At 60.6% G+C, this 26066-nt stretch carries 23 protein-coding genes; 2 read left to right on the top strand and 21 right to left on the bottom strand.

What is annotated here, in order from left to right; all coding sequences use genetic code 11:
• Positions 1–2: 2 nt before the first annotated feature.
• The 6 genes from serA to M9924_09935 all read right to left on the bottom strand — a co-directional run bounded on the left by serA (position 3) and on the right by M9924_09935 (position 6681).
• Positions 3–1595 carry a phosphoglycerate dehydrogenase gene (gene serA, locus M9924_09960; GenBank protein ID MCO5064732.1) on the bottom strand — a complete coding sequence of 531 codons (1593 nt, stop codon included), beginning with the start codon at positions 1593–1595 and terminating at the stop codon, positions 3–5.
• Between the two features lie 92 nt (positions 1596–1687).
• A complete protein-coding gene (locus M9924_09955) occupies positions 1688–2866 on the bottom strand; it encodes a phosphoserine transaminase (GenBank protein MCO5064731.1) in 1179 nt (392 codons plus the stop codon).
• A 253-nt stretch (positions 2867–3119) separates the two neighbouring features.
• On the bottom strand, positions 3120–3797 hold the full coding sequence (locus M9924_09950; GenBank protein MCO5064730.1) for an outer membrane beta-barrel protein: 678 nt from the start codon (positions 3795–3797) through the stop codon (positions 3120–3122).
• A 160-nt stretch (positions 3798–3957) separates the two neighbouring features.
• Positions 3958–4749, bottom strand: a complete 792-nt coding sequence (locus M9924_09945) for a porin family protein (GenBank protein ID MCO5064729.1) — start codon at positions 4747–4749, stop codon at positions 3958–3960.
• Between the two features lie 179 nt (positions 4750–4928).
• Entirely contained in the window at positions 4929–6281 is a 1353-nt protein-coding gene (gene glmM, locus M9924_09940) for a phosphoglucosamine mutase (GenBank protein MCO5064728.1), read from the bottom strand.
• A 76-nt stretch (positions 6282–6357) separates the two neighbouring features.
• The gene (locus M9924_09935) at positions 6358–6681 is read right to left on the bottom strand and encodes a hypothetical protein (GenBank protein ID MCO5064727.1); all 324 of its coding nucleotides are present in this window, start codon (positions 6679–6681) and stop codon (positions 6358–6360) included.
• Between the two features lie 73 nt (positions 6682–6754).
• On the opposite strand from M9924_09935, the gene M9924_09930 reads away from it, so the two are divergent.
• Positions 6755–7003: a hypothetical protein gene (locus tag M9924_09930; GenBank protein ID MCO5064726.1), complete on the top strand. Its 249-nt coding sequence runs from the start codon at positions 6755–6757 to the stop codon at positions 7001–7003.
• Between the two features lie 83 nt (positions 7004–7086).
• Here the strand turns inward: M9924_09930 and ftsH are convergent, their stop codons facing one another.
• The 14 genes from ftsH to M9924_09860 form a co-directional block, all read right to left on the bottom strand.
• Positions 7087–9024 carry an ATP-dependent zinc metalloprotease FtsH gene (ftsH, locus tag M9924_09925; GenBank protein MCO5064725.1) on the bottom strand — a complete coding sequence of 646 codons (1938 nt, stop codon included), beginning with the start codon at positions 9022–9024 and terminating at the stop codon, positions 7087–7089.
• Between the two features lie 112 nt (positions 9025–9136).
• Positions 9137–10363: a tRNA lysidine(34) synthetase TilS gene (gene tilS / locus M9924_09920; protein MCO5064724.1), complete on the bottom strand. Its 1227-nt coding sequence runs from the start codon at positions 10361–10363 to the stop codon at positions 9137–9139.
• A 41-nt stretch (positions 10364–10404) separates the two neighbouring features.
• Entirely contained in the window at positions 10405–11457 is a 1053-nt protein-coding gene (gene ybgF / locus M9924_09915) for a tol-pal system protein YbgF (GenBank protein MCO5064723.1), read from the bottom strand.
• A gap of 187 nt (positions 11458–11644) precedes the next feature.
• Positions 11645–12148 (bottom strand): peptidoglycan-associated lipoprotein Pal, encoded by a 504-nt coding sequence (pal, locus tag M9924_09910; GenBank protein MCO5064722.1) that lies wholly within the window; start codon positions 12146–12148, stop codon positions 11645–11647.
• A 229-nt stretch (positions 12149–12377) separates the two neighbouring features.
• Positions 12378–13628, bottom strand: a complete 1251-nt coding sequence (gene tolB / locus M9924_09905; GenBank protein MCO5064721.1) for a Tol-Pal system beta propeller repeat protein TolB — start codon at positions 13626–13628, stop codon at positions 12378–12380.
• Between the two features lie 89 nt (positions 13629–13717).
• Positions 13718–14860: a cell envelope integrity protein TolA gene (gene tolA / locus M9924_09900; GenBank protein ID MCO5064720.1), complete on the bottom strand. Its 1143-nt coding sequence runs from the start codon at positions 14858–14860 to the stop codon at positions 13718–13720.
• Between the two features lie 8 nt (positions 14861–14868).
• Positions 14869–15321: a protein TolR gene (gene tolR, locus M9924_09895; GenBank protein ID MCO5064719.1), complete on the bottom strand. Its 453-nt coding sequence runs from the start codon at positions 15319–15321 to the stop codon at positions 14869–14871.
• Positions 15322–15348: 27 nt separating this feature from the next.
• Positions 15349–16065, bottom strand: a complete 717-nt coding sequence (gene tolQ / locus M9924_09890; GenBank protein MCO5064718.1) for a protein TolQ — start codon at positions 16063–16065, stop codon at positions 15349–15351.
• A gap of 206 nt (positions 16066–16271) precedes the next feature.
• Entirely contained in the window at positions 16272–16730 is a 459-nt protein-coding gene (gene ybgC, locus M9924_09885; GenBank protein MCO5064717.1) for a tol-pal system-associated acyl-CoA thioesterase, read from the bottom strand.
• Positions 16731–16735: 5 nt separating this feature from the next.
• Positions 16736–17773 carry a Holliday junction branch migration DNA helicase RuvB gene (gene ruvB / locus M9924_09880; protein MCO5064716.1) on the bottom strand — a complete coding sequence of 346 codons (1038 nt, stop codon included), beginning with the start codon at positions 17771–17773 and terminating at the stop codon, positions 16736–16738.
• A gap of 43 nt (positions 17774–17816) precedes the next feature.
• The gene (gene ruvA / locus M9924_09875) at positions 17817–18437 is read right to left on the bottom strand and encodes a Holliday junction branch migration protein RuvA (GenBank protein MCO5064715.1); all 621 of its coding nucleotides are present in this window, start codon (positions 18435–18437) and stop codon (positions 17817–17819) included.
• A gap of 9 nt (positions 18438–18446) precedes the next feature.
• Positions 18447–18962: a crossover junction endodeoxyribonuclease RuvC gene (gene ruvC, locus M9924_09870; GenBank protein ID MCO5064714.1), complete on the bottom strand. Its 516-nt coding sequence runs from the start codon at positions 18960–18962 to the stop codon at positions 18447–18449.
• 70 nt (positions 18963–19032) lie between these two features.
• Complete coding sequence (locus M9924_09865; GenBank protein MCO5064713.1) at positions 19033–19557, bottom strand: DUF1465 family protein; 525 nt, start codon at positions 19555–19557, stop codon at positions 19033–19035.
• Between the two features lie 591 nt (positions 19558–20148).
• The gene (locus tag M9924_09860; protein MCO5064712.1) at positions 20149–22689 is read right to left on the bottom strand and encodes a sulfatase-like hydrolase/transferase; all 2541 of its coding nucleotides are present in this window, start codon (positions 22687–22689) and stop codon (positions 20149–20151) included.
• 198 nt (positions 22690–22887) lie between these two features.
• On the opposite strand from M9924_09860, the gene M9924_09855 reads away from it, so the two are divergent.
• Entirely contained in the window at positions 22888–23928 is a 1041-nt protein-coding gene (locus M9924_09855; protein MCO5064711.1) for an AraC family transcriptional regulator, read from the top strand.
• A 401-nt stretch (positions 23929–24329) separates the two neighbouring features.
• Here the strand turns inward: M9924_09855 and M9924_09850 are convergent, their stop codons facing one another.
• Entirely contained in the window at positions 24330–25970 is a 1641-nt protein-coding gene (locus M9924_09850) for an acyl-CoA synthetase (GenBank protein MCO5064710.1), read from the bottom strand.
• Between the last annotated feature and the right edge of the window lie 96 nt (positions 25971–26066).

Genomic DNA, 26066 nt, shown 5'->3' with positions numbered 1-26066 from the left:
CGCTAGTTCACGTCGAACTGCAAGCGCTTGGCGGAAGCGATCTTCGGGTTGGACCTGAGATCGTTCAGCGCCTTTTCGGGGAACGGCGCATCCAGATAGAGCAGCGCAATCGCATCGCCACCCGGCATGTCTCGCCCAAGCTGGAAGTTGGCGATGTTGACGTCGTTCGCCCCGCAGATCGTGCCCAGGAGGCCGATGATGCCCGGCGCATCCGGGTTGGTGGTGTACAGCATGTGATGCCCGACCTCGGCGTCGAGGTTGATGCCCTTGATCTGGATGAAACGCGGCTTTCCGTCCGAGAAGCACGTTCCGGCGATCGAGCGCGTCATGCTCGGCGTCTTGACCGTCAGCTTGATATAGCCGTCGAACACGCCCGACTTGTCGCGCTTCACCTCGGACACGATGATGCCGCGCTCCTTCACCATGATCGGCGCCGACACCATGTTGACGTCGGAAACCTGCGGGCGAATGAGACCGGCCAGCGCCGCGCTCATCAGTGCGCGGGTGTTCATCAGGGCGGTCGCGCCGTCGAAGAGGATTTCCACCTCCTTGATGGGCTCCTCGGTGACCTGCCCGACGAATGCGCCGAGCACTTCGGCCAGCTTGACGAAGGGCCTCAGCCGCGGCGCTTCCTCCGCCGTGATCGACGGCATGTTGATGGCGTTGCTGACCGCACCCTTGACCAGATAGTCCGACATCTGCTCGGCGATCTGCAAGGCCACGTTCTCCTGGGCCTCAGCGGTCGATGCGCCAAGATGCGGCGTGCAGACGACATTCGGGAACTGGAACAGATCGTTGTCGGTCGCGGGCTCGACCTCGAACACATCGATGCCCGCGCCTGCAACCTTGCCGCTCTTCAGCGCCTCGACCAGGTCCTTCTCGACGATCAGGCCGCCCCGGGCGCAATTGATGATTCGCACGCCATCCTTCATCCTTGCGATGGCATCGGCATTGATGATGCCACGCGTCTTGTCGGTGAGCGGCGTGTGCAGCGTGATGAAATCGGAGCGCGCGAACAATTCGTCCAGTTCGACCTTCTCGACGCCAAGCTCGGCTGCCCGTTCCTCCGACAGGAACGGATCGAATGCGATGACATGCATTTTCAAGCCGACGCCGCGCGAAGCCACGATGGAGCCGATGTTTCCGCAGCCGATGACACCCAGCGTCTTGCCGGTGATCTCGACGCCCATGAAGCGGTTCTTTTCCCACTTGCCCGCATGCGTCGAGGAATTGGCCTCGGGCAGTTCACGCGCAACCGCGAAAATGAGCGCGATGGCGTGCTCGGCGGTCGTGATGGAATTGCCGAAGGGCGTGTTCATCACAATGATGCCGCGACGCGATGCCGCCGGTATGTCAACATTGTCGACGCCTATACCGGCGCGGCCGATCACCTTGAGCCTCGTCGCGGCATTGATGAGCTTTTCTGTGACCTTGGTGGCCGAGCGGATCGCCAGGCCGTCATATTTGTCGATCACTTCCAGCAGTTTGTCCTTGTCCTTGCCGAGGTCCGGCAAATAGTCGACCTCCACACCACGATCCTTGAAGATCTGGACCGCGGTCGGCGAAAGTTTGTCTGATACGAGTACGCGAGGCATGGCGTATGTCCTTGGATTCATTCTTGAATGATGGGAAGGGCCGGCTTCCCCCGCCAAACTTGCGAAGGAAGCGCGGTCAGCCTTGAAACAGATCAGGCCGCAGCCCGAAGCGCGAGCTTTTGTTGGGAGAAAGCCCAGTCCAGCCAGGGCAGCAGCGCCTCGATGTCCGAGGTTTCGACGGTCGCGCCGCACCAGATACGCAGGCCCGGAGGCGCATCGCGATAGGCGCCGATGTCGAAGGCTACGCCTTCCTTTTCAAGCGCCGCGACCACGCCCTTAGCAAAGGCCGCCTGCCCGTCCTTGTCGAGCGCCGCGACGTCCGGGTCGACGATCGAGAGACAAACGGACGTGTTGGAGCGTGTGGCCGGATCGACTGCGAGATTGCCCAGCCATGCGCGCTCACGGGTGAACCCGTCGAGCACCGCGAAATTCGCATCGGCCCGCGCAATGAGGGCGTCGAGTCCGCCGATCGACTTCGCCCATTTCAGCGCATCGAGATAGTCTTCCACGCACAGCATGGACGGCGTGTTGATCGTTTCGCCCTTGAAGATGCCCTCGATCAGCTTTCCACCCGAAGTCAGGCGGAAAATCTTGGGCAGCGGCCATGCGGGTTTGTAGCTCTCGAGACGCGCGACGGCACGCGGCGAGAGAATCAGCATGCCATGCGCGCCCTCCCCGCCCAGAACTTTCTGCCAGGAGAAGGTGACGACATCGAGCTTGGCGAAATCGAGCCTTTGCGCGAAAGCGGCGGATGTGGCGTCGCAGATCGTCAGGCCGGTGCGATCAGCCGGAATGAAATCGCCGTTCGGCACGCGCACGCCGGAGGTCGTACCGTTCCAGGTGAAGACCACGTCGCGATTGAAATCGATCGCGGAAAGGTCGGGCAACTGGCCATAGGGCGCTTCGATTGTGCGCGCATCGGGCAGCTTGAGCTGCTTGACCACATCCGTGACCCAGCCCGAGCCGAAGCTCTCCCACGCCACCATATCGACGCCGCGCTCGCCGAGCAGCGACCAGAGCGCCATTTCGACCGCGCCGGTATCCGAGGCGGGTACGATGCCGATCCTGTAGTCGGCAGGCACGCGCAACACCTCGCGGGTAAGCTCTATGGCCTGTTCAAGGCGGCTCTTGCCGATCTTGGCACGGTGAGAGCGCCCGAGCGGAGCTTCCGCCAATGCCTCCGGCGACCAGCCTGGACGCTTTGCACACGGACCTGAAGAGAAATTGGGATTTGCCGGACGCACTGCCGGCTTGGACGAAATCGTCGTCATCGTGGTCTATCCTTCCAGATAGTTAGCCCCTCGTTGGGGAGGGGTGGCCCACGGACGCGGATATGAGATCAGGCGGTTGTCGTCAAGAGCAAAATACATGTCGCTATTGAAGACCATCCGGCTATCGCATCAGCGCATGCGCAAAGCCAGTCCGTCTCGAAACCCGAGATGAGTCACGCCGAAATCGGCAAAGCATCGCCCTGCGGTCCTGACCCAACCGCCCGGTCGCATAGCGCGCGCCGCGAACGCCGTACTAGTTCATCGTGTAGCGGAAGCCGATCCGGAGCTGGTGCAGATTCAGACCATCCTCAACTGTACCGCTGCCATAGTCGACATATTGCGTCGTCGGCGAAGCGAGGAACTGATATCCCATATCGAAGGTCAGGCTGTCCGACATGCGATATCCGACGCCTGCGTTCAATGCAAAAGCGAACTCCGTCTGGGAGGAGTTATAGCCCGGAACCGTGCCCGAGAAGGTCTCAGGCATCGTGTCCAACGTGCGCATCAGGCCCACGCCCGCACCAACATAGGGCGTGAAATCCGCATAGGTTCCAATATCGTAATATCCGTTGAGCAACATACTCCAGATCCTGAGGCGGCCTGAATTGGTCGCATCGGCAGGATCGGAATAGGACTCCCGCGTGATATAGCTCGTCGTAATGTCCCCACGCAGCCTTTCATTCAGGCGGTAGCCGGTGCCGACCGTGTAGCCAAAACGCCTTGTCTGGCTGTCCTCGCCATTCTGCGTGTAATCATAGACAGGGTCGCTGGCGACATAGCTCAGGCTGCCGAGCAAGTACCAATTCGACGTCGGCTTGAATCCTGCCGCCGGTGACTGGTCCGAAATCACCACCGGCAACTTTTCCGCCGCGAACGTGCATGCACACGTGCCCAACAGCACAGCCAAGGTAAACTGAATTCTAGAAGACATGCCTACGCCCATACCACCCAATGATTTGGTCCACTCTATAACAGGAATTACTTAATTTCAAGATGCTTATATTATGTTACCGTTTGGGAGCTGAAAGCCAACAAAAAACGCCCGGCAAGCCGGGCGTCCATGCAGTATCAGGAGATGCTAAGTTGGGAGCCTATTTGTAGACCGGCTCCACGGCGGGCACGTAGACCGCGGGTTCGACGCAGTTTGCGGCGCTTCCCCCAAGCGCATACCGGAGGCCGCCACGAACTTCATGGACATTCAGACCGTCATCGAATCCAGGACCGGGTTGCGTGCCGACCTGCTCGAACATGCGTCCGCCTTCCACATGTGTGAACCGATAGCCTGCGTCCAATTGCAGCTTGTCGGTCAGGCAGTAGGAGGCACCGGCCATCACCGCTGCCGCAAAGCGCCAATTCGAATCACCGGGATGTTCCGCACCGGGCGGCGTGTTCACCAGCGTATCCCACTTGATATGGGCACCGCCGATGCCCGCGCCGACATAGGGTGTGAACCCGCCCCAAGTGCCGAAGTCGACATAGGCATTCGCCAGCAACAACCAGGCCGACATCGAGGATGTGTCGGTCGTCGCACCGCCGCTGCTCGATCCGTTGAAATCTGCATCGAACCAGTAATCGGCCGTGATGTCTGTGCGGAAATGTTCGTTGATCTGGTAGCCGACGCCCGCGCCCAGCGTGAACGCGCCGTCCAGATTGCCTTCAAGAATGTCCGTCCCCGGCAACGGAACGCCCGCTCCGTAGGTGATGTATTCGGCTTCGCCGAAATCGGCCCAATGCCCGCCGAGATCGCCGCGAATGTACCAGCCGCCCGTGTTGGGCTGTTCGTAGACCACGGGGGCCGGATCAACCGCGGGCATGTCCGCAGCCAGAGCCTGCACCGTGGTGCCCGCCAACAAAACAGCGATGCCGGTCAAGAAAACGCGCATAGTCAAAACCCTCACGGAATGCCGAACGGCTGTTCGGCGCCACCTCATCCGTTATGGATAATGAATCGCAAAGGTTAATCTGCTCTTAACCGTCTTTGTTAACCACGTTGCGCCCGCATTCCGGAAACGCAAAGCGCGGCCCGCAGGCCGCGCCCTTGTAAATCGATGGGTAACTTGGATCAGGCGGCCGAACGGACCTCCGCGATGACGCCGACGATTTCGTCCACGACGGATTCGACCAGCACCGAATCATCGCCTTCAGCCATCACGCGGATCAGCGGCTCGGTGCCCGAGGGACGAATGACGAGCCGCCCTCCTGCGCCGAGGCGCGAGCGCCCGTCCTCAATCGCCTGCTTGACCGATTTCGCCTCTAGCGGCTTTCCGCCCGAAAAGCGGACATTCTTGAGAAACTGCGGCACGGGCTCGAATTTGCGGCAAAGTTCGCTGACGGGCTTCTCGGCGCGCTTGACGCAGGCAAGCACCTGCAAGGCGGATACCAGGCCGTCCCCCGTGGTCGAAAAGTCGGACAACACGATGTGGCCGGATTGCTCTCCGCCGACATTGAAGCCGTGCGCCCGCATGTGTTCGACAACATATCGGTCGCCAACCTTGGTGCGATGAAGCTGGAGGCCCTGCTCGCCGAGGAAACGTTCGAGGCCGAGATTCGACATGACGGTGGCCACGACGCCGCCGCCCGCCAGACGGCCCGCCTCGTTCCAGGACTCCGCGATCAATGCCATGATCTGGTCACCATCGACGATTGCGCCGGTTTCGTCCACGATGGTCACGCGGTCCGCATCACCGTCGAGCGCAATGCCGATGTCGGCGCGCACTTCGTGCACCTTCTTCTGCAGTCCCGCCGGATGGGTTGAACCGCAATCCTTGTTGATGTTGAAGCCGTTGGGCTCGACATTGATGGCGATGACTTCCGCGCCAAGCTCCCAAAGTGCTGCGGGCGCAACCTTGTAGCCAGCGCCGTTTGCGCAATCGATCACGATGCGCAGGCCGGCAAGCGACATCGAACGCGGCAGCGTGCGCTTCGCGAACTCGACGTAGCGGTCATGCACACCATCGACGCGCTTTGCGCGTCCGAGCGCATCCGGGTCAGCCAGGTTGATGTCGATCTTCTGGTCCAGCATCGCTTCGATGCGCTGTTCATGCTCGTCCGAAAGCTTGTAGCCATCAGGGCCGAACAGCTTGATTCCATTGTCGTCATAAGGATTGTGCGAGGCCGAGATCATCACGCCGATATCGGCACGCAGCGACCGCGCGAGCATCGCAACTGCGGGCGTCGGTATCGGGCCAAGCAGGAACACGTCCATGCCCGCCGCACAAAATCCTGCCACCATCGCGTTTTCCAGCATATAGCCGGACAGGCGCGTGTCCTTGCCCACCACGACCCTGTGCCGGTGATCGCCGCGCTGAAAGGACATGCCTGCCGCCATGCCGACGCGCATCGCGACATCGGCAGTCATCGGAAAGGAATTGGCGCGTCCACGGATGCCGTCGGTGCCGAAATAACGCTTTGTCATCAAACTCATGGGTCCCAAAAGTTAACGGATGCTATTGCCACAGAATCCCCCGGCCGGCGCATCACATTTAATAAGTCTATGTTACCAGTGATTGCGAAAAAGTTGCTTCGAATTTTTCTCGATCGAAAGCGCCCTCCTGCCCCGCCACGCAGTGATGCAAAATGCAAGCCGGCATCGCAAGGCTTTTATAATTTAGCATAATATAATATATTGATGGGCGCTTGATCGCATCCATCAACTCCATCCATACCGAGGCCATTGTGAGTTCAATCATACGTTCGTGCAGCCGCATCGCTGTTGCATCGCTCGCCGTGCTTTCAATTTCCACGCAAGCTTTCGCCGAAACGCCTTCGATGAAGGAATGCGCTTTGAAATTCGAGGCAGTCAGAAAAAGCGCCACCCCGGAAAAGCCCGCGCCGAAATGGACGGAATTTCGCGATCGGGAATGCGGAACGGGAAATTCCGCGGGCACAGTGGCGATTGCCCAGGCGGATACCCCGAAGCCCGCGACTGAAATCGCCATCCCCGAAGGCGTAACCTTCCCCGAAAAGATCGACGCGAAGTTCTCGTCCGAGACCCCTGCAAAGCAGCGAATGAAGACCTGCCTCGACGCCTATCACGCAAACAAGGCAGCGAATACGCTGGGCGACCTGCGCTGGGTCCAGAAGGGCGGCGGTTATTTCAGCCTATGCACCGCGCGCCTGAAGGCAACCGCGCAGTAGGCCGCCGGTCAAAAGCCAGAAGCCAACACAAACGAAAAAACGCCGCATGACGCGGCGTTTTCTGTTTGTCGGTCAACGCATTTTCAGCTTTGCGGCTGTGGCTCCATGCCGCCTTCCGGCTCCGAGCCCTTCTTCTTGCCGCGTGTCGATCCGGCCTTCGGCACAGCGGATCCGCGTGAGGGCGGCGTATCGTCACCCAGATCGCGCGAAGGCTTCTTGCCGGCAATAAGCTGCTTGATCTCCTCGCCGCTGAGCGTCTCGTATTCGAGCAGCCCTTCCGCCAGCGCGATCCATTCCTTCTTGTGCTTGGTCAGGATGCGCATGGCCGTCGAATAGGCTTCGTCGATCAGGCGACGCACTTCAGCATCGATGATCTGGGCCGTCTCTTCCGAGACGTTCTGGGTGCGCGCTACCGAATGGCCGAGGAACACCTCTTCCTGGTTCTCGCCATAGGCAACATGGCCGAGCTTGTCCGAAAAGCCCCAGCGGGTGACCATGGCGCGCGCCAGCTTGGTCGCCTGCTCGATGTCGGAAGATGCGCCGGAGGTGATGTTTTCCTTGCCGAACTTGATCTCTTCCGCCACGCGTCCACCCATCATGATCGCAAGCCGCGAGATCATGTATTTGTAGCTCATCGAATAGCGGTCGCCTTCGGGCAACTGCATGACCATGCCGAGCGCACGTCCGCGAGGAATGATCGTCGCCTTGTGCAGCGGATCGGCAGCGGGAACATTCAACGCGAGGATGGCGTGACCGGCCTCATGATAGGCGGTGAGCTCCTTTTCCGCCTGCGTCATCGCCGAGGAGCGCCGCTCCGCGCCCATCATGACCTTATCCTTGGCGTCTTCGAATTCCTGCATGGTCACGAGGCGCTTGTTGCGCCGGGCAGCCATAAGGGCCGCCTCGTTGACGAGATTGGCGAGGTCGGCGCCGGAGAAACCCGGCGTCCCGCGCGCGATGACCTTGAGGTCGACATTCGGCGCGAGCGGCACGTTGCGCACATGCACTTTGAGAATCTTCTCGCGGCCATTGATGTCCGGGTTCGGCACCACGACCTGCCGGTCGAAACGGCCCGGCCTCAGGAGCGCGGGGTCGAGAACGTCGGGCCGGTTGGTCGCGGCAATCAGGATGATGCCTTCATTGGCCTCGAAGCCATCCATTTCGACCAGCAACTGGTTCAGCGTCTGCTCGCGTTCGTCATTGCCGCCGCCGAGACCCGCACCGCGATGGCGGCCAACGGCATCGATTTCATCGATGAAGATGATGCAGGGAGCGTTCTTCTTCGCCTGATCGAACATGTCACGCACGCGGCTTGCGCCGACACCGACGAACATCTCGACGAAATCCGAACCGGAAATGGTGAAGAACGGCACGTTGGCCTCGCCCGCGACCGAGCGCGCGAGCAGGGTTTTGCCTGTCCCGGGAGGGCCGACGAGAAGCACGCCGCGCGGAATCTTGCCGCCGAGCCTCTGAAATTTTTGCGGATCGCGCAGGAACTCGACAATCTCCTCGAGGTCTTCCTTGGCCTCGTCGACGCCTGCCACGTCCTGAAAGGTCACCCGGCCATGCGCCTCGGTGAGCAGCTTTGCCTTCGACTTGCCGAAGCCCATCGCACGTCCCGAACCGGACTGCATCTGGCGCATGAAGAAGATCCACACCCCGAGAATCAGGATCATCGGCAGCCATGACAGCAGCACGCCCAGAAGCGAGCCGGAACCGTCCGTCTCGGGCCGCGCGTTGATGGTCACGTCCTTGTCCTCAAGGCGCTTCACCAGATCGGAATCGCCCGGCGAATAGGTCTGGAACGCGGCGGCGCTGTCGGAATAATTGCCCGTTATGCGCTGCCCCGAAATCGTGACCGTCTTCACGCGACCGGCTTCAACCTGGGAAAGGAATTCGGAATAGGGGATATCCTGTACGGACCCCCGCTGCTGCGGGCCGCCCTGAAACAGGTTGAAAAGCGCAATGAGCAAGACCGCGATGATCGCCCACAAAGCAAGATTACGGTAATTCGGATTCATCACTTCCCTGTCGCGCTACCGCAGGCCGCCGCGCGACCGTGCTGGATTGGCACTAAATTCTTCCCAACATAGGGACGCCGACGCACCTTGCCAAGCGCTCCCTTCACTTCCGTTACGTTGTCTTTTCAATGTGACCCTGAAAAGGCAAAGACGGTAAACGACTTGCGCCAATCAAACGTCCCACCTCATTGGCGAGCACAAGATCGAAAACCGGCAGGAATTGCCGCCAAGGGGCAACCACGGGGATTTTTGCCCGGTCAGGCGGCAAGATCGGCTCGGCACGCCGGGCGGCGCGGATCAGGCTGTCGGGCGCGGGCGCCGGGCGAGACGAATCGACGCGCCCGCCCTCCTCGGCCGCGACAATCGCATATCGACCGTCCCAGATCGTGTCCGGGGTCGGTGCGTCCTGCGGCAGACCGCGCGCCTCGCGCAGGAAGAAAATCGCGTCCTTTCGCGCATCGATCAGCGCGCGGGCGAGATTTGCGCGCAACGTCCCGGCCCGCAACCTGTGCAGGAGCGCGCCGATGCGCTTGCGGTCCGGCAGTTGCTCGGCGCCGCCCGCCACCGCCACGAGCGCGCCGAGCGCTGCGATTGCCGTTTCGTCCGACGCCTCAAGGGCATCACGGTCGAGCCGGATCAGGCCCGGCGCAGCGTAGAGTGCATGAAGCCGCACGATTCCCGCCGCCCAATGGGCGCGCGCCATGCGGATTGCGGCGGCATCCGCTGCCGCCGACACGGCGCGATCCATCTGTGCTTCACCGTCCTTCGCCTGCCCGAGCGCTGTACGCAGCCGGGCGCGCTCGAAACGAGCATCGCTGTTGCTGGGATCAACGGTCCAGCCTACGCCCTGCGCGACGAGATAATTGCGCAACTGGTCCCTCTTCACTCCGAGGAGCGGACGGAGAAACCACGCCGAGCCGCCAAAAAGCGTCGCGGGCGCGATCCCGGCGCTACCCCGCCCTTCGCCGCGCGCGCCTCGCATCAGCGCCGTTTCGGCAAGGTCGTCGCGCGTATGGCCCGTGAAAACCGCCAACGCACCGATGCTCGCTGCGAACTCCCCAAGGAGGCGATGGCGCGCAAGGCGAGCAGCGGCCTGAATGCCGCGTATCGGCTTTTCGCCGGTCCAGCGAAGCACGACATGTTCGAGGCCGATATCGCGGCAAAGCCTGCCGACATCCTCCGCCTCCATTGCGGACGCGGGCCGCAACCCGTGATCGACGGTGGCTGCAATCAGCTTTGCGCCGGGACAGGATCTGTCAAGATGAGCCTTGAGAAGAAGAAGCAGCGCGAGTGAATCGCTGCCGCCGGATACTGCCGCGACATACTTTTCGCCCGGCATGAAATCATAGGAATTGAAAAGAGAGGCCAGCGGCCCACCGTTCAGCACTTGGCTTCGGCCTGTTCCCGCTCGATGCGCTTCTTGAGCGCCGCAGATGCGTTGGGATAGCGCTTTCCCACCTCGACGAAGGTCGCGCAGCCGACATCACGCTGGTTGATGCCGACAAGCGAGACGCCGAGCTTGAACAGCATGTCAGGCGCCTTCTTGGCTCTCGGGTACTTCTTGTTCGCATCCAGAAAGACTTCGGCGGCTTCACGGTATTTCTGCTGCCCTAGCAAGGACTCACCCAGCCAGAACTCCGCATCCGGTGCGCGTGCATCGTCGGGGAAACGCTCGACATGCTGCCTGAAACCGGCCTCCGCGGCCTTGTATTGGCCGGCCAGAATGGATTCATAGGAACTGCGGTAGAGGTCGTCGGGATCGTTGGAAGGGGGCAGCGCCGCGACCACCGTGTCGTCGGATGTGTCGGTCCCTTCCTGCGGCAGCGCGGCATTCGGATCGCGTGTCGTGACGGCGGTGTCGCCGACGCTGCCGCCGACGACATTGCCGTTCTGGTCGAATGTGATGGTGCCGAACGACTGTTGCGGATCGCCAGGCTGCGATCCGGCATCACTGGATTGAGGTTCCGCCAGCGGAGCCGACGCAAGCTGCTCGATGGACCGCGCGGTTGATTGCTGCGGAACGGTCGCGCCGCCGTTCGACGCGGTTGCGGCCTTCTCCGGAGTTGCAGTCGCCGCCGGTTCCGCCATCGTATGCTTGCGCGGGGTCTTTGCGCCGCCCGCATCGGTCTTCTTGTCTTCCAGCTCCTGAAAGCGAAACTCGTTGTCCTCCTGCATCTTCCGGATCTGCTCCTGAAGCTGCAGGAGCTGGAAGTTCAATTCCTCGATGCGCCCGTTCATCTGCCGCAATTGTTCATCCAGCGCCTGGTTGGTCGATTGGGCAAGAACGACCGGCGCCCGCTCCTGGACAGGGAACACCCCCGGCAGTCCCTGCTGCGGCGCGGGCGCAATATTGTCTGCGGAGCCGGCCGCCTGCGCCGCCCCGGACAGAAGCAGCGCTGCCACGGCGCCGCTCAAAAGACTTCGAAATTGCATCTGGCTCTCGCAATCCATCTCACGGACCAAGCGGTCCTTCGTTGAAATATGCCTATATTAGCGGCCAAATTTAGGTGTTTGCAGCGCAGCATTGAAGATGCGGAAAGGTGTTGCAGACACGCAACAATCCCCCAAATGAAAACGCCGGGCAATTGCCCGGCGTTTCCAAAACCCAGTTTGAGGTCGATCAGCTACCCGGTCCACGCGGAACGGTGACGGCGCGGCGATTCTGCGACCAGCAGGAGATGTCGTCGCAGACTGCGACCGGACGCTCCTTGCCATAGGAAATCGTCTTGAGGCGGTTGCCGGCGACGCCCTGGCCGATCAGGAAATCGCGGGTCGCCGCGGCGCGTCGCGCGCCGAGCGCCAGATTGTATTCGCGGGTTCCACGCTCGTCGGCGTGACCTTCGACGGTGATCGCATAATTGGTGTAGCGGTTGAGCCACTGTGCCTGCCGTGCGAGCGTCTGCTGCGCATCGGCGCGGATGGCCGAGGAATCCGTATCGAAGAAAATGCGGTCACCGACATTGACTGTGAAATCCTGCGGCGAGCCGGGTCTCGCAGCCCCGGCGCCAAGGCCGAGGTCGCCTGCGCTGTTGGGCGTCTTCTTGGACGCGCAGCCCGCGATGGCCAATGCTGCCACCAGAGCCACTGCGACCGGGTTTCTTGCTATAGCTGCGATGCGGCGCATGGCCACCTCTCCTTCAAATCAAAACTTGGCGAATTGTAACGAACTGGTTGACCATCCAGTAACCACGTTGCGGTTAATGCGCGCTCAACGAACAGGGTTAATGTTTTCATACCAGCAGCCGCAAACTCCTGATTCGCGGGGCATTTCCCTCGACCCGGAGCCTTCCGAACCGAATGGGGCCAAAAGGCGGCGAAGTCTCAAAAAATGCTGCCACGGCGACAGGCCGGGTTCAGTCGAGTAATGGCGACCAGGCGGGGTCGGACGCAAAATTCGGCGACGGGATCGGTTGCTCGTTGCGCCCGGTCAGGTCGATGGACCTGAGCTTCGGACCGCCCGATCCGGCCCCTTCCGCAAAGTACATCAGCACCCGCCCGTTGGGTGCCCAGGTCGGGCCTTCCTGCGCGAAGCCGGATGAAAGGATGCGCTCGCCCGACCCATCAGTCTTCATCACGCCGATCTGAAATTCGCCGCCCACCTGCTTGGTGAAAGCGATCAGGTCGCCGCGCGGCGACCACACCGGCGTGGAGTAACTGCCGCCTCCGAACGAGATGCGGGTCTGCCCCGAGCCGTCCGCGCCCATCGCGTAGATCTGCGGCTGCCCGCCCCGGTCGGATGTGAAAACAACCTTGCTACCGTCAGGCGAATAGGAGGGCGAGGTGTCGATTGCGTTGGTGTTGGTCAGCCGCGTCGTGTTGCGGCTGCGCAAGTCCATCGCGAAAATGTTCGAATTGCCGTCGTCGCGCAACAGGCTCATGATGACCTTCTGGCCATCCGGCGAAAAGCGCGGCGCAAACGTCATGCCCGGAAAATTGCCGACGAGTTCGCGCTGTCCGGTCTCGATCTGCAACAGATAGACCTGCGGCTGGCCGCTCTCATAGGACATGTAGGTGATTTCCTGCCGGGTCGGCGAGAAACGCGGCGTCAGCGCAATGGTCGAACCCTTCGACAAATAACGCACATTCGCGCCGTCCTGGTCCATGATCGCGAGGCGCTTGAGGCGTTTGTCCTTGGGGCCGGATTCGTCGATGAAGACCACGCGCGTGTCGAAATAGCCTTCTTCGCCTGTCAGCGCCTTGTAGATGGCGTCCGCAATGATGTGTGCGACCCGGCGCTTGTTGGCCATTGGTGCAAAGAACTGCTCGCCGACCAGTTGCTGCGCGCCGAACGTGTCCCACAGCCGGAATTCGGCGCGGATGCGCCCGTCCGCCTCGGTCGAGACGCGGCCCGTGACGAGCGCCTGGGCATTGATGACCTTCCAGTCCTCGAAGCGCGGCTGTGCGTCCGGATTGGAAATTTTCTCCACGAAGGCGGCCTTGTCGATCGGCGCGAACAGGCCGGAACGCTTCAGGTCGGCTGCGACGATGGACGAAATCTCGACACCGAGCCCTTCGCCGAGAAAGTCGGTGACGGCGATCGGCAGAGGCTCGATGACGCCCTTGTTGACGTCGATTTCGACCCGCGCCATCGCCGGGTTCATCATCGCGAGGGGAGCGCCGGCGAGCGCCGACAGCACCAGAAGCGATTTCAACAGTTTCATCATTCCCTTGTGCCTCATAAATCTCGTGGCGATCAGAACATGTCGCTCGGGTCGAAGTTCACAGCGATTTCGGACCAGATCTCGGCCTTGCCCGCAGGCAGTTGCAGCCCTTGCTGGTCACAGATTTGAACGGCGCGCACGGCGCTCTGGTCGAAGGCCCGGTTGCCGCTCGATTCCTCGACCCGGGGACGACCGTCGAGCTTGCCGCTGGCATCGACGTTGAATGTTACCTTGACGCGCAGCCCGTCCCCGCCCTCGGCCCCGGCGGGTATCGTCCAGCAACCACTGAGCTGATCCCTCAACGCATCTTCCTCGCCACGCGAGAGTTTCGCGCCCTGATTCTGCTTGCCGCCGAGCGCCGCCTGCTGGCTGGAGCGTTTCGCTCCGCCGCCCGCGGTCTTTTCCTTGCTGAGGAGTGCCGCGACCTCATCCTCATTGAACTCGCTGTCTTCGGATTTGGGCTTCGACGATGCTTCCTTGGCGGGCGCTTCGGACGCCTTGCGGTCCGGCGCCTTGGCGGTCTGCGCTTCAGCCGGCTTCGGCTTGGATTCCGGCGCGGGCGCGTTGTCGGGCAGCTTCACCGCTTCCTCGACCGGCCGGGAATCGGCAATCGTTTCGGCGATCGAATCCGTGGTCTCGGGCTGCGCGTCGGCCACTTTCTGCTCCGGCTGGTCGGCGGGCTTCGGCTCCGCCTGCTTTTCCGGTTCGGGTTTCGGTTCCGGCTGCTTCACCGGATCGGGCCTGACGTCCTGCTTCGGCTGCTCGGCCTGCGCAACCTCTGTGGCAGGAACCGGCTTCGGCTCCTCGGTCTTCTGGACCTCTTCCTTCTTGACCGGTTCCTCAGGCTTCGGCTGGGGCTTTGGCGCTTGTGCCGATTCGACCGGCTTGGGCTTTGCATCCGGCACCGGAGGCTTGTCGGTGTCGACCTCGTTATCGCCGATCTTCTGCGCGTCGGGCAGGGTCTGGGGCCGTTCAGTCGGCGTCGGGGCAGGCTTTTCCGCCATGGGCGCCTTCTTGTCGCCCAACTGGACCTGCGCCGTCTGTTCCATGGGCACGATGTCCACCGAAATCGACTCGACCGAAGCATCCATGGAGCGCGGTGAGGACAGCGACACCAGTCCCAGGCCGAGCAACACGGCGTGCATCACGACCGAGCTTGTGAGACTGCCCCTCATGACCCGCTTCAGGAACCCTGCTGCGGAAGGCCGACGAGGCCGATATTTTTGTAACCGGCGGAGCTGATCTCGGCCATCACCCCCATGATCGTGCCGTAGTCCGCCGTGCGGTCGCCCCGTATCAGGATGCGCTCGTCATAGCCCGTCTTTGCAATGGCGGCGAGCTTCGAGGCCACTTCCTCCAGCGGGTAGGATTCGTCGCCGATCCAGATTTCCCCCTCCCGGTTGACAGAGACCTCCAGCGGCTTGGTCTCCGTCGCGGTCGTCGCCGCATTGGCCTTGGGCAGATCGATCGGCACGGTGGAGGTCAGCAGCGGCGCGGCCACCATGAAGATAATCAGCAGAACCAGCATCACGTCCACGAGCGGCGTGACGTTGATCTCCGACATCAGGCCGTGATGACGGCCACGGCGTCTATGACCCCGTCCGCCGCGACCTGCACCCCCTACGGACATTCCCATGATCGTCTTTCCAATCCGCTCCTGGCCTCAGGCAGCCGCCCTTGGAGCAACCTTTTCATCGATTTGGCGCGACAGTATGGCGGAGAACTCGTCGGCGAAGCCTTCCATGCGCAGGCCGAGCTTGCCGACATCGGATGATAGCTTGTTGTAGGCGATGACGGCGGGGATGGCCGCCAGCAGGCCGATCGCGGTGGCGAGCAGCGCTTCGGCAATGCCGGGCGCGACCACCGCGAGGTTTGTCGATTTCGATCCCGCGATCGCCTGGAACGAGGTCATGATGCCAACTACCGTGCCGAACAGGCCGATGAAGGGCGCCGCAGAGCCGATGGTCGCGAGGAAGCCCAGCCTGCTCTCGAGCTGTTCCATCTCGCGTGTCAGCGCAAGGTCCATGGCCTTGTCGATGCGCGTTTGGAGGCCGATGGGTGATTTCGCGCCTTTTTCGAAGGACTTTTTCCACTCGCGCATGGCGGCGACGAAGATTGCGCCCATGCCGGACGTGCTGCGGTCGGCAAGGGTCCGGTAAAGTTCCTCGAGCGATTGCCCCGACCAGAAGATCTGCTCGAATCGATCAAGCGCGGTGCGCATGCGCGCATAAGCGAAGATCTTGTCGAACACGATGGCCCATGTCCACACGGAGGCCCCGAGCAGACCCACCATGACGAGCTTCACCACCCAGCCGGCTTGCCAGAACAAGCTCCAGACCGACAATTCCGCGCCAGTCGCCGCGAGAGGAAGTTGTTCCATATGTTTGTCCCTAAAAGAAACGGGCCCGCAATGTGGGCGCCACACAGTCTTTCTCTCGCACTGCCGAAATCCGGCCAGCCTTGCCTGGAAAGCGCGTTTCGCGGCCTTTTCACGGCGAAATTTGGTGAAAGGAAGGCATGTCGGATTCATGCAACCTTTCAGCATTCTCTTAATGAGCTGTTATGGTTAATGATCGGTTATAAAAGTCAATGGCTGCCGGGCAAAAACGCCGCGACCCATTCCTTTGGAAAACGGCGCGGACGTCCCGTTTCCCCTATGATGGCGGCCTCGACCCGTGCCTCCACAAGCACATCTTCGCCGCGCAGCAGGCGTTGCGCCATGAAGATGCGCGCGCCCGAAAGCTCCGCGACATGCGTTACCACGGTGATGATATCGTCGATGCGCGCGGGAACGCGAAAATCGATCTCCATGCGCCGCACCACCCACACGATGCGCTCTCCGTGCTTTCCGTCGTGCAATTCCGTGTGATGGACGCCTGAAAGGCGCAGGAAATCCGAGCGGCCCCGTTCGAGAAATTCCAGATAGCGCGCGTGGTAGACGACGCCTGAAAAGTCGGTGTCCGCATAGTAGACGCGCGCCACCAGCCGGTGGACGCCGTTTTCGATCACCCCAGTCAGGGCAAGGTTGCTTCCTTCCGCGCCCATCAAGATCATTCCTCCTGGAAGAGATTGATCTGTTGCTGCGCGAGGTCGTTCGGCGGATCGATTCCAAGATGCCGCCACGCGTTGGCGGTCAGGACGCGCCCGCGCGGTGTTCGCTGGATGAAGCCCTGCTGGATCAGATAGGGTTCGATAATATCCTCTATGGCGTCGCGCGGCTCGGACAGGCCCGCCGCGATGGTCTCGATACCCACCGGCCCGCCGCCGAAATTCGACGCGATCATGGTGAGGTATCGCCGGTCAAGCTGATCCAGCCCCAACTGGTCGACTTCGAGCCGCGACAAGGCTTCGTCGGCGATGTGGCGGTCCACCCGATCCGCGCCCGCCACGCTCGCAAAATCGCGAACGCGACGCAGCAGGCGACCGGCAATGCGCGGCGTTCCCCGCGCGCGCCGCGCGATTTCAACCGCGCCGTCGTCGGCGATCGGCATTCCGAGAATTCGCGCGCCGCGCCGCACAATCAATTCAAGCTCCTCCACCGTATAGAAGTTCAGCCGCACCGGAATTCCGAAGCGGTCGCGCAGCGGGTTGGTGATGAGACCAAGACGCGTCGTCGCGGCGACGAGCGTGAATTTCGCGAGGTCGATCTTCACCGAGCGCGCCGCAGGCCCCTCCCCGATGATCAGGTCGAGCTGGTAATCTTCCATCGCCGGATAGAGGATTTCCTCCACCGCCGGGCTCAGCCGGTGGATCTCGTCGATGAATAGCACGTCGCGCTCTTCGAGATTGGTCAACAGCGCCGCCAGATCACCCGCCTTGGCGATCACCGGCCCCGAGGTCGAGCGGAAATTGACGCCCATCTCGCGGGCCATGATCTGCGCGAGCGTCGTCTTGCCGAGGCCGGGCGGTCCCACGAACAGCACATGGTCCAGAGCCTCGCCGCGCCCCTTCGCCGCCTCCACGAACACTTTGAGGTTGGCGCGCGCCGCCGCCTGCCCGACGAACTCGTCGAGCGTCTGGGGGCGAAGCGTCTGGTCGACATCCTCGCCGCGCCGTTCTGAGGAGATCAGGCGTGGGGCAGTGCTCATACCGGCTTCCTCGCACGAGCTTTCGCCACGAACAAGGCGGGGATCAACGCGCCAGTTCCTTCAGCCCGAGCCGGATGAGCTTCGCGGAATCCGCGCCCTCGCCCGCCGCCTTCAGCGCCGCCGCCACAGCATTGGCGGCGATGTCGCGCGAATAGCCGAGATTTGCCAGCGCCGACACGGCGTCCACGACCGGCGATGGCGCAACGCCGTCTCCCAATGCCTGTTTCAGCCCGATCGTGCCACCCGCCTCGCCCGCATAGGCTGGAGCCTTGGCCTTCAATTCGGTGACGATGCGCTCGGCCACCTTCTTGCCGATGCCCGGCGCGCGGCTCACCATTGCAATGTCGCGCAGCGCAATCGCATTGGCGAGGTCGGCCGGCGAAAGCGTGGAAAGCACCGCAAGCGCGACTTTCGCGCCCACCCCCTGCACATTGTTCATGAGCAGGCGGAACCATTCCCGCTCTAACGCCGACTGGAAGCCGTACAGACGGATCATGTCCTCGCGCACATAGGTGTCGATGAAGAGCGTCACGGCCTCACCCGGCCCCGGAAGCGCGGACAGGGTGCGCGTCGAACAATAGGCGACATAGCCGACGCCCTGCACATCTATCGTGCAATGGTCGTCCTCGATTTCATCCACCAATCCCTTGAGCTTGCCGATCATCGCCCCTGCCTACCCCGCCATGGCCGTAGCCAGACGGCCTTGAACGCTCTGGCGATGATGCGCGTGGCAGATCGCGATGGCCAGTGCGTCAGCGGCGTCTTCGGTGTCGAACGTCGCCTTCGGCATCAGCACCTTAACCATCATGACGATCTGCCCCTTTTCGCCCTTGCCGACGCCGATCACCGCCTTCTTGACGGCATTCGGCGCATATTCGGCAACCGCCAGCCCCCCCAGCGCCGGAACCAGCATGGCGACGCCGCGCGCCTGCCCGAGTTTCAGCGTCGCCGAGGCGTCACGGTTGACGAAAGTGTTTTCGACCGCCGCTTCCTCAGGCGCGTAGCGGCGCATCACCTCCACCAGCCCGTCATGCAACTGGCACAGGCGCGACGCCAGTGCGGCCTTCTCGTCCGAGCGGACGGTGCCCGCCGCGACGAACCGCAGCGAATTTCCGACCGCCTCGATGACGCCCCATCCGGTGCGCCTCAGGCCGGGGTCTATACCGATGATTCGAATCGCACCCTGCATGGCTGAATTATCCCTTTTGGACCATCCCATGCCAGCGAAATGTGAACAAAGCAGAAACGTTCTGGGGAAATCAGCTCCGGCCGAATGCGGTCTTGAGCAGCAGAATCTGGTCCGAGACCGGATTGCCCCGGCGATTGGCCGCTGCGTCGCCCGGCTGCCCGTAAAGCTCCTCGTCCATGCGGCGCACCCGCGCCTGGAGCCGCAGCGACAGGTCAACCAGTTCGCGGAATTCATCGGGCAATTCGACCCATCCGGGCGTGTCCCGATGTGCCGAAGGCGTGTCCAGCCGCACCTTGACCTTCTCGGAAGCGACCTGATCGCGCGTCATCTCACCTGAATTGAGCGCGCGCTGGAGCAAGAGCCACGAGGCCACCTGCATGAGCCGGGTGGTCAGCCGCATCGATTCGGCTGCGTAAAGCGTCGCCGCCGGTCGCGACAGGCCCTTCGCGGCTGCACGGCCCCTGCCGTCCAGATATTCCGCTGTCCGTTCGACCAGAGCCATGCCCTCGCTGTAAAGTGGCTTGAAGGAATCCGAATAAACCCTTCGTTCCGCCAATCGGACGGTGTTTGCGGCTTCCTTCGAAACCTCAGTCATACCGGCGCCCCTGCCGTTTGTTTTTTCATTTTTTCGCCTGCCAACGTTCTTCTCCGCGCCTCTCTTGCGATCAAGCGGGTGGACGCGAAGATGCGCCGGAGATCACCGGTTGGCAAGTTTATGTTTAATAAAGGGTTAACGTGATCTCTTTGATTTCATTGATCGCGACCATCGAAATTCCAACTAGGAATAATTTCGAAGATTTTCAGCGACTTGAACGCATTTTAGACGCTATCTCAATCGGGTCGGGTAGTCTTGGCATCCCAATCAACAAACGACACAAAGCGCTCAATGAACCCCCAGTCATAGAGATTGGATCGAGTTTTTCCGTTCCTCTATGACATCCGATCAGGCCAAACGTCTCAAGCGCCTTTTCAGCACATGAGATTTCTTTGTCACGCATTTCGACAGTTTCGGCATTCTCCCAAAGCTCGGACAACTGCTTTACGCAAACCGGCTTATTTTCGGTCGAGTTCAAATGTGCGACGAGCATGCTTTCCCGGACGCATAATGCCGCCTCACCTTTGATCGTGCCGAACTCAATCGTTTTTTAGACCGACAAGCGACAATGCTGTGCCGGGCGCCTGCGGACTATTGCGGGCCAGCCTGCATGTGATGAATCGGATTCCCATCAACCGCTGTAGCCTGCGTGTTTTCGAGATTCTTGATATCCTTTTCGGTCATCTGAGGGCGGTCGACCTTAAGGGTCAACTTGTTCAGCTTCGCGGTGAGTTCAAACGGCGGCTTATAGTCGGCATCGTTGACGCCCGTAAGCGTGTCAGAGCCGACGTCGAAGCTTTCGTCCCACTGCAGGATCATCGGAAGGGTGTGCTCGAGCTTTTGCGTAGACACCACCTTGCCGTCGACTTTCAACGTCCCTACGCCCGGCTGACCCAGACCGCTCATATTGTTGTACGCCAGCGTTCCCACGCCGAGCCCGTCATACTTGAAATCGAACTCGATGATATGATTGCCGGGCTCCAATGCGTCGGGACCTTCCCATTTTACCCGTTTGAGATCGACGAGGTTCCACAGAAACGCCGGCTTTCCGGCGAGCAGATAGAAGCCGTATCCTCCAAAGCGCCCGCCCGACGTCAGTAACATGCCTTCCGCGCCGCCGCTGGGCACATCGATATCGGCGGTTATCGTATATGAGCTGTTGAGGATGGATGGCGAGTCGCCCTGGGGCAGGCCGACCATCGGTTTGGTATAGGTGAATTCGGTGCGCCCAGCCGTAATGTTCGGGCGGGGCGCCACTATACGCGCGGCCACCGAGGCATCCATCGGGAAGACTTCGTATTTCTTCGCTTCCGCAATGAAGACCTCTTTCAACTCTTTCACCTTGTCAGGATGCTGCTCTGCAATGTTGTGGGACTGGCTGAAATCGGTGTTCAGGTCATACAATTCCAGCACCTGGTTGTTGAGCGGATCCGGGTTAGCGGCTCCAAAAGCCTCCCAAGGTGCTCGGTTAACCTTGGTGCTGAGCAGCCAACCATCGTCATAGAGTGCCCACTGGCCCATCATCTCGAAATACTGGATCTTATGCCGCGTCGGCGCCTTGGCGTTGGCAGCATCAAACGTGTAAGCAAAGCTTGTGCCTTCCATCGGTGCTTGCTTGATACCGTCGACAGTTTCAGGCGCCGGAATTCCGGTCGCTTCGAGGATCGTTGGCACAACGTCGATGACATGCATGAACTGTTCACGCAAACCGCCTTTGTCCTTGATGCGATCCGGCCACGACACAGCCATGCTCTGGCGAATGCCACCCAGCTTCGACCCGTTCTGCTTGAACCAGGTGAACGGGGTGTCGAACGCCCAGGACCAGCCGGCAGACATGTGGTTGTAAGTCTGTTCGGTGCCCCATACGTCATACCACTTCATCTGCACATCAACGGGCATCTTGTTGATCCCGTTGAAGAATGCGACCTCGTTTGGCGTTCCGAAAGGCCCGCCTTCCGCGCTCGTGCCGTTGTCGCCATTGATGTAAAAAATCAGCGTGTTGTCGAGCTTCCCCATGTCCTCGATCGTTTGCACGACGCGACCGATCTCGTGATCATTATACGCTGCGTAGGCAGCGAACACGTCCGCCTGCCTGATGAACAGTTTCTTCTCGTCAGGCTTGAGGTCGTCCCAGTTTGGAAGGATTTCCGTCGGCCAGGGCTCCATCTGGGTATTTTGCGGAATGACGCCCAGCTTTTTCTGGTTCTCGAATATCTGGTCGCGCAACTTGTTCCAGCCCTCGTCGAACAGATGCATCGCGCTGATTTTTTCGACCCATTCCTTTGTCGGATGATGCGGCGCATGGGTCGCGCCGGGTGCATATTTGATGAAGAACGGCTTATCCGGCTGAGTCTGGTTGAGCCTGCTGAGGTAGTCTATCGCGTCATCCGCCATGCCGGTGACCAGGTTCCAATCCGGCTTGCCCTCAAAGGGATAGATCTGCGTCGTATTGCGAAACAGGTTCGGCTGCCATTGATTGGCGTCACCCCCGACGAACCCGTAGAAATACTCAAAACCCATCCCTGTGGGCCATTTGTCGAAGGGTCCAACAGAACTGGCGGCAAACGCCGGCGTATTATGATCCTTGCCGAACCAGGAAGTCGCATAGCCGTTGTCGAGCAGGATCCGCCCGACGGTCGCCTTATCCTTGGGAATAATGCTGTTGTAACCCGGGAACCCTGTGGATTGCTCCGAAATCACACCGAAACCGACAGAATGGTGGTTGCGGCCGGTGATCAGCGCAGCGCGAGTGGGCGAACACAGCGCCGTAGAATGAATATTATTGTAGCGCAGCCCCTCTTCTGCAATCCGGTCCATTGTTGGTGTCGGGATAACACCACCGAAAGTACTTGGAACACCGAATCCCGCGTCGTCGGTTATTACCAGAAGGATGTTGGGTGCTGCTCTGGGCGGCACGATCCGCGGCGCCCACCACGGTTGTGACTGAAGCGCGTCGTCCTTGATTGCGCCGCCAAATTCGGGATCGGGCGCCGGCAACTGCTTGCCGTCGATTGTTGTCGTCGCACTCGGCGAGCCGGGACTTCCGGTGGTCTCTTGCGCGGCAGCGAAACTCGTGGCGATACCAATGGCGGTTAGAATGGTACCAAGCGACAGCGAATATTTGAATTTCATTTGAACCCTCCCCGGCGTTTCCTCGCGCGGTCGCCCAGCGTTGCAGGTATCCGCTGCACTGGAGTTCCGGCGAATTGAATTTCGCGGCCATCACGAATGGCATCGCGACAACACAAAGTTGGTGCTGCGATGAGCCTTCGCTTTACGCAACGTTAACTCATCTGATAAATCGCTGCTTTAGTTTAGGGGACATCGAACGTGGAAAAATCCTTCGATGCTGCATATCAGCGGGCCGGTCCTCTTTCGCAGGCTTGCGACCTTCTCAAAGAATTCGGGGTGAACGGTAAGGACATCGGCGAGCGCGTGGGAATTGACCTCGAATATCTATCGCCGGATTCGCGAGTGCCGTTCGAAGCTTGCCTTCTCTTTCTGGAATTGTGCGTGCAACGCACCGGTTGTGAGCACTTCGGCTTACTTCTCGGTTCGCGCTATGCTTGGAAATCGCATGGTATAATTCAAAGGCTGGCCAACGAAGCACCTTCTTTGCGTATTGCGCTTCAGGATTTTGAGGCATGGCAGCTTGGTTACGCTAGCGGCGCGGCGGTGTACCTCCATCGCCACGGGAGCGATTTTGCTTTTGGATATGGAGTATACGACCGCGCCTCATATGGTAGTCGTCAGCTCTACGACCTCTGCGCTGCAGTTGGTTGCAATATGCTGCAAGATTTGACGGGCGGTCGCGTGTCTCCCATAGAGATCTGCTTTCACTACGATGCCCCGGTCAATATTATCCCGTATCAACGAATCCTGAATGCACCGCTGAGATTTAATCAGGACCAGTTCTGCCTCGTGATACCAGGCGAAAGGATAGATGAACCCCGACCTGACGCAGATCCTCTGCGCCGGCAACACATTCTTTGCGAGATCAATGCAGCACTCGGAAGGACGACAAACAAATTGTCTGCAAGGGTCAAACATCTCATCCGACCGCAACTTTTGATGGGAGACCCTTCAATGGAAGGAATTGCAAGGCTGCTTGGGATGCCTTCTCGCACACTTCGGCGTCGCCTTGCGGCTGAGGGGACCACCTTTGAGAGAATTAGAGATGACGTTCGCTATGCCGCCGCCCGCGAACTCCTTGATCTCACCGATGTTGGCCTGGGCGAAATAAGTGCCGCCTTGGCCTTCGCCAGTCATTCCACGTTTACTCAGGCATTTTCACGGTGGAGTGGGGCAAGCCCCGCGATTTGGCGCCAGCACTTAAAGCAAGGTGTGCAGGGCGGCAAAATGCAACTCTGACAAATCCAATTGCATAGCGATTAGAGCGGCGACGGGCGGGAGTTCCCCTCGTCTATTGAGGCGCGCGATTTCTTATATAAAATCAATGAGTTACACGCCTGATGACCTAAAGGATCAAGACGCAACCCCCATAACATATTGAGTTGACTAAATTTCTAGCTAACAAAGGGTTAACGCGAAGTCGGCCCAAAAAAAGAGCCGCGGGAGGGGCGGCTCTCAGGAGTCTAACAGGGAGGCGTCAAACAAAGTGGTCCAAACCACCAGGTAAGAATCCAGATCACTGGATGCCCCCACTATGCACAGCAGAAGCTTAATGAAAGCTTAAAGAGTCAAAGAATCTTTAAGCGGACTGTGCCAACTCGTTGCACTTCGCTTGCATTCAATTCAAAATCGACGGGAATTCAGGCCTCGCGCGCCATCTCGCGCAACCTGAACTTCTGGATCTTTCCGGTCGAAGTCTTGGGGATTTCCGCGAAAATGATCGCCTTCGGGCACTTGAAGCGTGCCAGCAGCGTCCTGCAATGCTCGATGATCTCGGCTTCCGTGGCTGTTCGTCCCGGTTTCAGCTCAACATAGGCGATGGGAACCTCGCCCCATCTGTCGTCCTGCCGTGCGACGACCCCGCACGACGCCACGGCGGGATGCTTGTAGAGCGCATCCTCGACCTCGATGGACGAAATGTTCTCGCCGCCCGAGATGATGATGTCCTTGGAGCGGTCCTTGAGCTGGATATAGCCGTCCGGATGCATGACGCCGAGGTCGCCGGAATGGAACCATCCGCCGAAGAAGGCCTCGTCCGTCGCCTTCGGGTTCTTGAGGTAGCCCTTCATGACGATATTGCCCCGGAACATCACCTCGCCGATGGTCTGCCCGTCCGACGGCGTCTCCTCCATCGTTTGCGGGTCCCTGACGGTCAGATCCTCCAGCGCCGCATAGCGCACGCCCTGCCGGGCTTTCTTCGCGGTGCGCTCCGTCCGGTCCAGCGCATCCCATTCGGAATGCCACTCGTTCACCACAGCCGGGCCGTAGGTCTCCGTCAGGCCGTAGAGATGCGTCACCGCAAAGCCGGCATCGGCCATGCCCGCCAGCACCGCCTCGGGCGGAGGAGCGGCGGCGGTGTTGAAGCTCACGGTCTGCGGAAATTCGCGCTTGTCCTCCTCGGCTGCATTCAGCAGCGTGGACATGACGATGGGCGCACCGCACAGATGGGTCACGCCATGGTCGGCGATAGCGTCATACATCGCCTTGGCCCGCACCCAGCGCAGGCAGACATGCGTACCCGCCTGAACCGCGAGCGTCCACGGAAAGCACCAGCCGTTGCAGTGGAACATCGGAAGCGTCCAAAGATAGACGCAGTGCTTCGACATCTGCGCATGGATGGTGTTCGTATAGGCCATCAGGGCAGCGCCGCGATTGTGATAGACGACGCCCTTTGGGTTGCCGGTCGTGCCCGACGTGTAGTTGAGCGAGATCGCATCCCATTCGTCGTCCGGCATCGACCAGGCGAAGTCAGGGTCGCCCGTGGCCAGCAATTCCTCATAGTCGAGCGTGCCGATGCGCTCGCCCTTGGGATAGGGCGCATCCGCCGGGTATTCCGGATCGTCGAAATCGATCACCAGCGGGCTGACCTCCGCCATGGCCAGCGCCTGGTGCATCACCGGCGAAAATTCGCGGTCCACGATGACGACTTTCGAATCCGCGTGATCGAGCTGGAAGGCGAGTATCGCCGCATCGAGTCTTGTATTGAGGCAATGCAGGACGGCCTTGACCATCGGCACCCCGAAATGCGCCTCAAGCATGGGCGGCGTGTTCGACAGCATCACGGAAACGGTGTCGCCCTTGCCGATGCCAAGCTTTGCAAGCGCCGAAGCCAGCCGCAGCGAACGCGTCCAGAAGGCGGCATAGCTGGTGCTGCTGTCACCGTGGATGATGGCCGCATGATCCGGAAAGGTGCGAGCGGCGCGCTCCAGATAGGAAATGGGCGTTAATTGCTGATAGTTGGCGGCATTCTTGTCGAGATGCAGATCGTAGGGATTGGACATTTCGCAGCTCCTCAGGCTGAACTCTCCATATCGAAGCGGTGCCAATCCGTCATCAGGACAAACGATGTATGGAAGCCCTGTTCAATTGGCGGCGGT

It is taken from the genome of Rhizobiaceae bacterium (assembly GCA_023953835.1).
GTDB lineage: Bacteria > Pseudomonadota > Alphaproteobacteria > Rhizobiales > Rhizobiaceae > Mesorhizobium_G.
This window is presented reverse-complemented; position numbering and strand designations above follow the sequence as displayed.

Bases quoted from the DNA above. Each gene is read 5' to 3' on its own strand.
- serA (MCO5064732.1), bottom strand. From the start codon at position 1,595: ATGCCTCGCGTACTCGTATCAGACAAACTTTCGCCGACCGCGGTCCAG.
- M9924_09955 (MCO5064731.1), bottom strand. From the start codon at position 2,866: ATGACGACGATTTCGTCCAAGCCGGCAGTGCGTCCGGCAAATCCCAAT.
- M9924_09950 (MCO5064730.1), bottom strand. From the start codon at position 3,797: ATGTCTTCTAGAATTCAGTTTACCTTGGCTGTGCTGTTGGGCACGTGT.
- M9924_09945 (MCO5064729.1), bottom strand. From the start codon at position 4,749: ATGCGCGTTTTCTTGACCGGCATCGCTGTTTTGTTGGCGGGCACCACG.
- glmM (MCO5064728.1), bottom strand. From the start codon at position 6,281: ATGACAAAGCGTTATTTCGGCACCGACGGCATCCGTGGACGCGCCAAT.
- ftsH (MCO5064725.1), bottom strand. From the start codon at position 9,024: ATGAATCCGAATTACCGTAATCTTGCTTTGTGGGCGATCATCGCGGTC.
- tilS (MCO5064724.1), bottom strand. From the start codon at position 10,363: ATGCCGGGCGAAAAGTATGTCGCGGCAGTATCCGGCGGCAGCGATTCA.
- ybgF (MCO5064723.1), bottom strand. From the start codon at position 11,457: ATGCAATTTCGAAGTCTTTTGAGCGGCGCCGTGGCAGCGCTGCTTCTG.
- pal (MCO5064722.1), bottom strand. From the start codon at position 12,148: ATGCGCCGCATCGCAGCTATAGCAAGAAACCCGGTCGCAGTGGCTCTG.
- tolB (MCO5064721.1), bottom strand. From the start codon at position 13,628: ATGATGAACCCGGCGATGGCGCGGGTCGAAATCGACGTCAACAAGGGC.
- tolA (MCO5064720.1), bottom strand. From the start codon at position 14,860: ATGAGGGGCAGTCTCACAAGCTCGGTCGTGATGCACGCCGTGTTGCTC.
- tolR (MCO5064719.1), bottom strand. From the start codon at position 15,321: ATGGGAATGTCCGTAGGGGGTGCAGGTCGCGGCGGACGGGGTCATAGA.
- tolQ (MCO5064718.1), bottom strand. From the start codon at position 16,065: ATGGAACAACTTCCTCTCGCGGCGACTGGCGCGGAATTGTCGGTCTGG.
- ybgC (MCO5064717.1), bottom strand. From the start codon at position 16,730: ATGGGCGCGGAAGGAAGCAACCTTGCCCTGACTGGGGTGATCGAAAAC.
- ruvB (MCO5064716.1), bottom strand. From the start codon at position 17,773: ATGAGCACTGCCCCACGCCTGATCTCCTCAGAACGGCGCGGCGAGGAT.
- ruvA (MCO5064715.1), bottom strand. From the start codon at position 18,437: ATGATCGGCAAGCTCAAGGGATTGGTGGATGAAATCGAGGACGACCAT.
- ruvC (MCO5064714.1), bottom strand. From the start codon at position 18,962: ATGCAGGGTGCGATTCGAATCATCGGTATAGACCCCGGCCTGAGGCGC.
- M9924_09865 (MCO5064713.1), bottom strand. From the start codon at position 19,557: ATGACTGAGGTTTCGAAGGAAGCCGCAAACACCGTCCGATTGGCGGAA.
- M9924_09860 (MCO5064712.1), bottom strand. From the start codon at position 22,689: ATGAAATTCAAATATTCGCTGTCGCTTGGTACCATTCTAACCGCCATT.
- M9924_09850 (MCO5064710.1), bottom strand. From the start codon at position 25,970: ATGTCCAATCCCTACGATCTGCATCTCGACAAGAATGCCGCCAACTAT.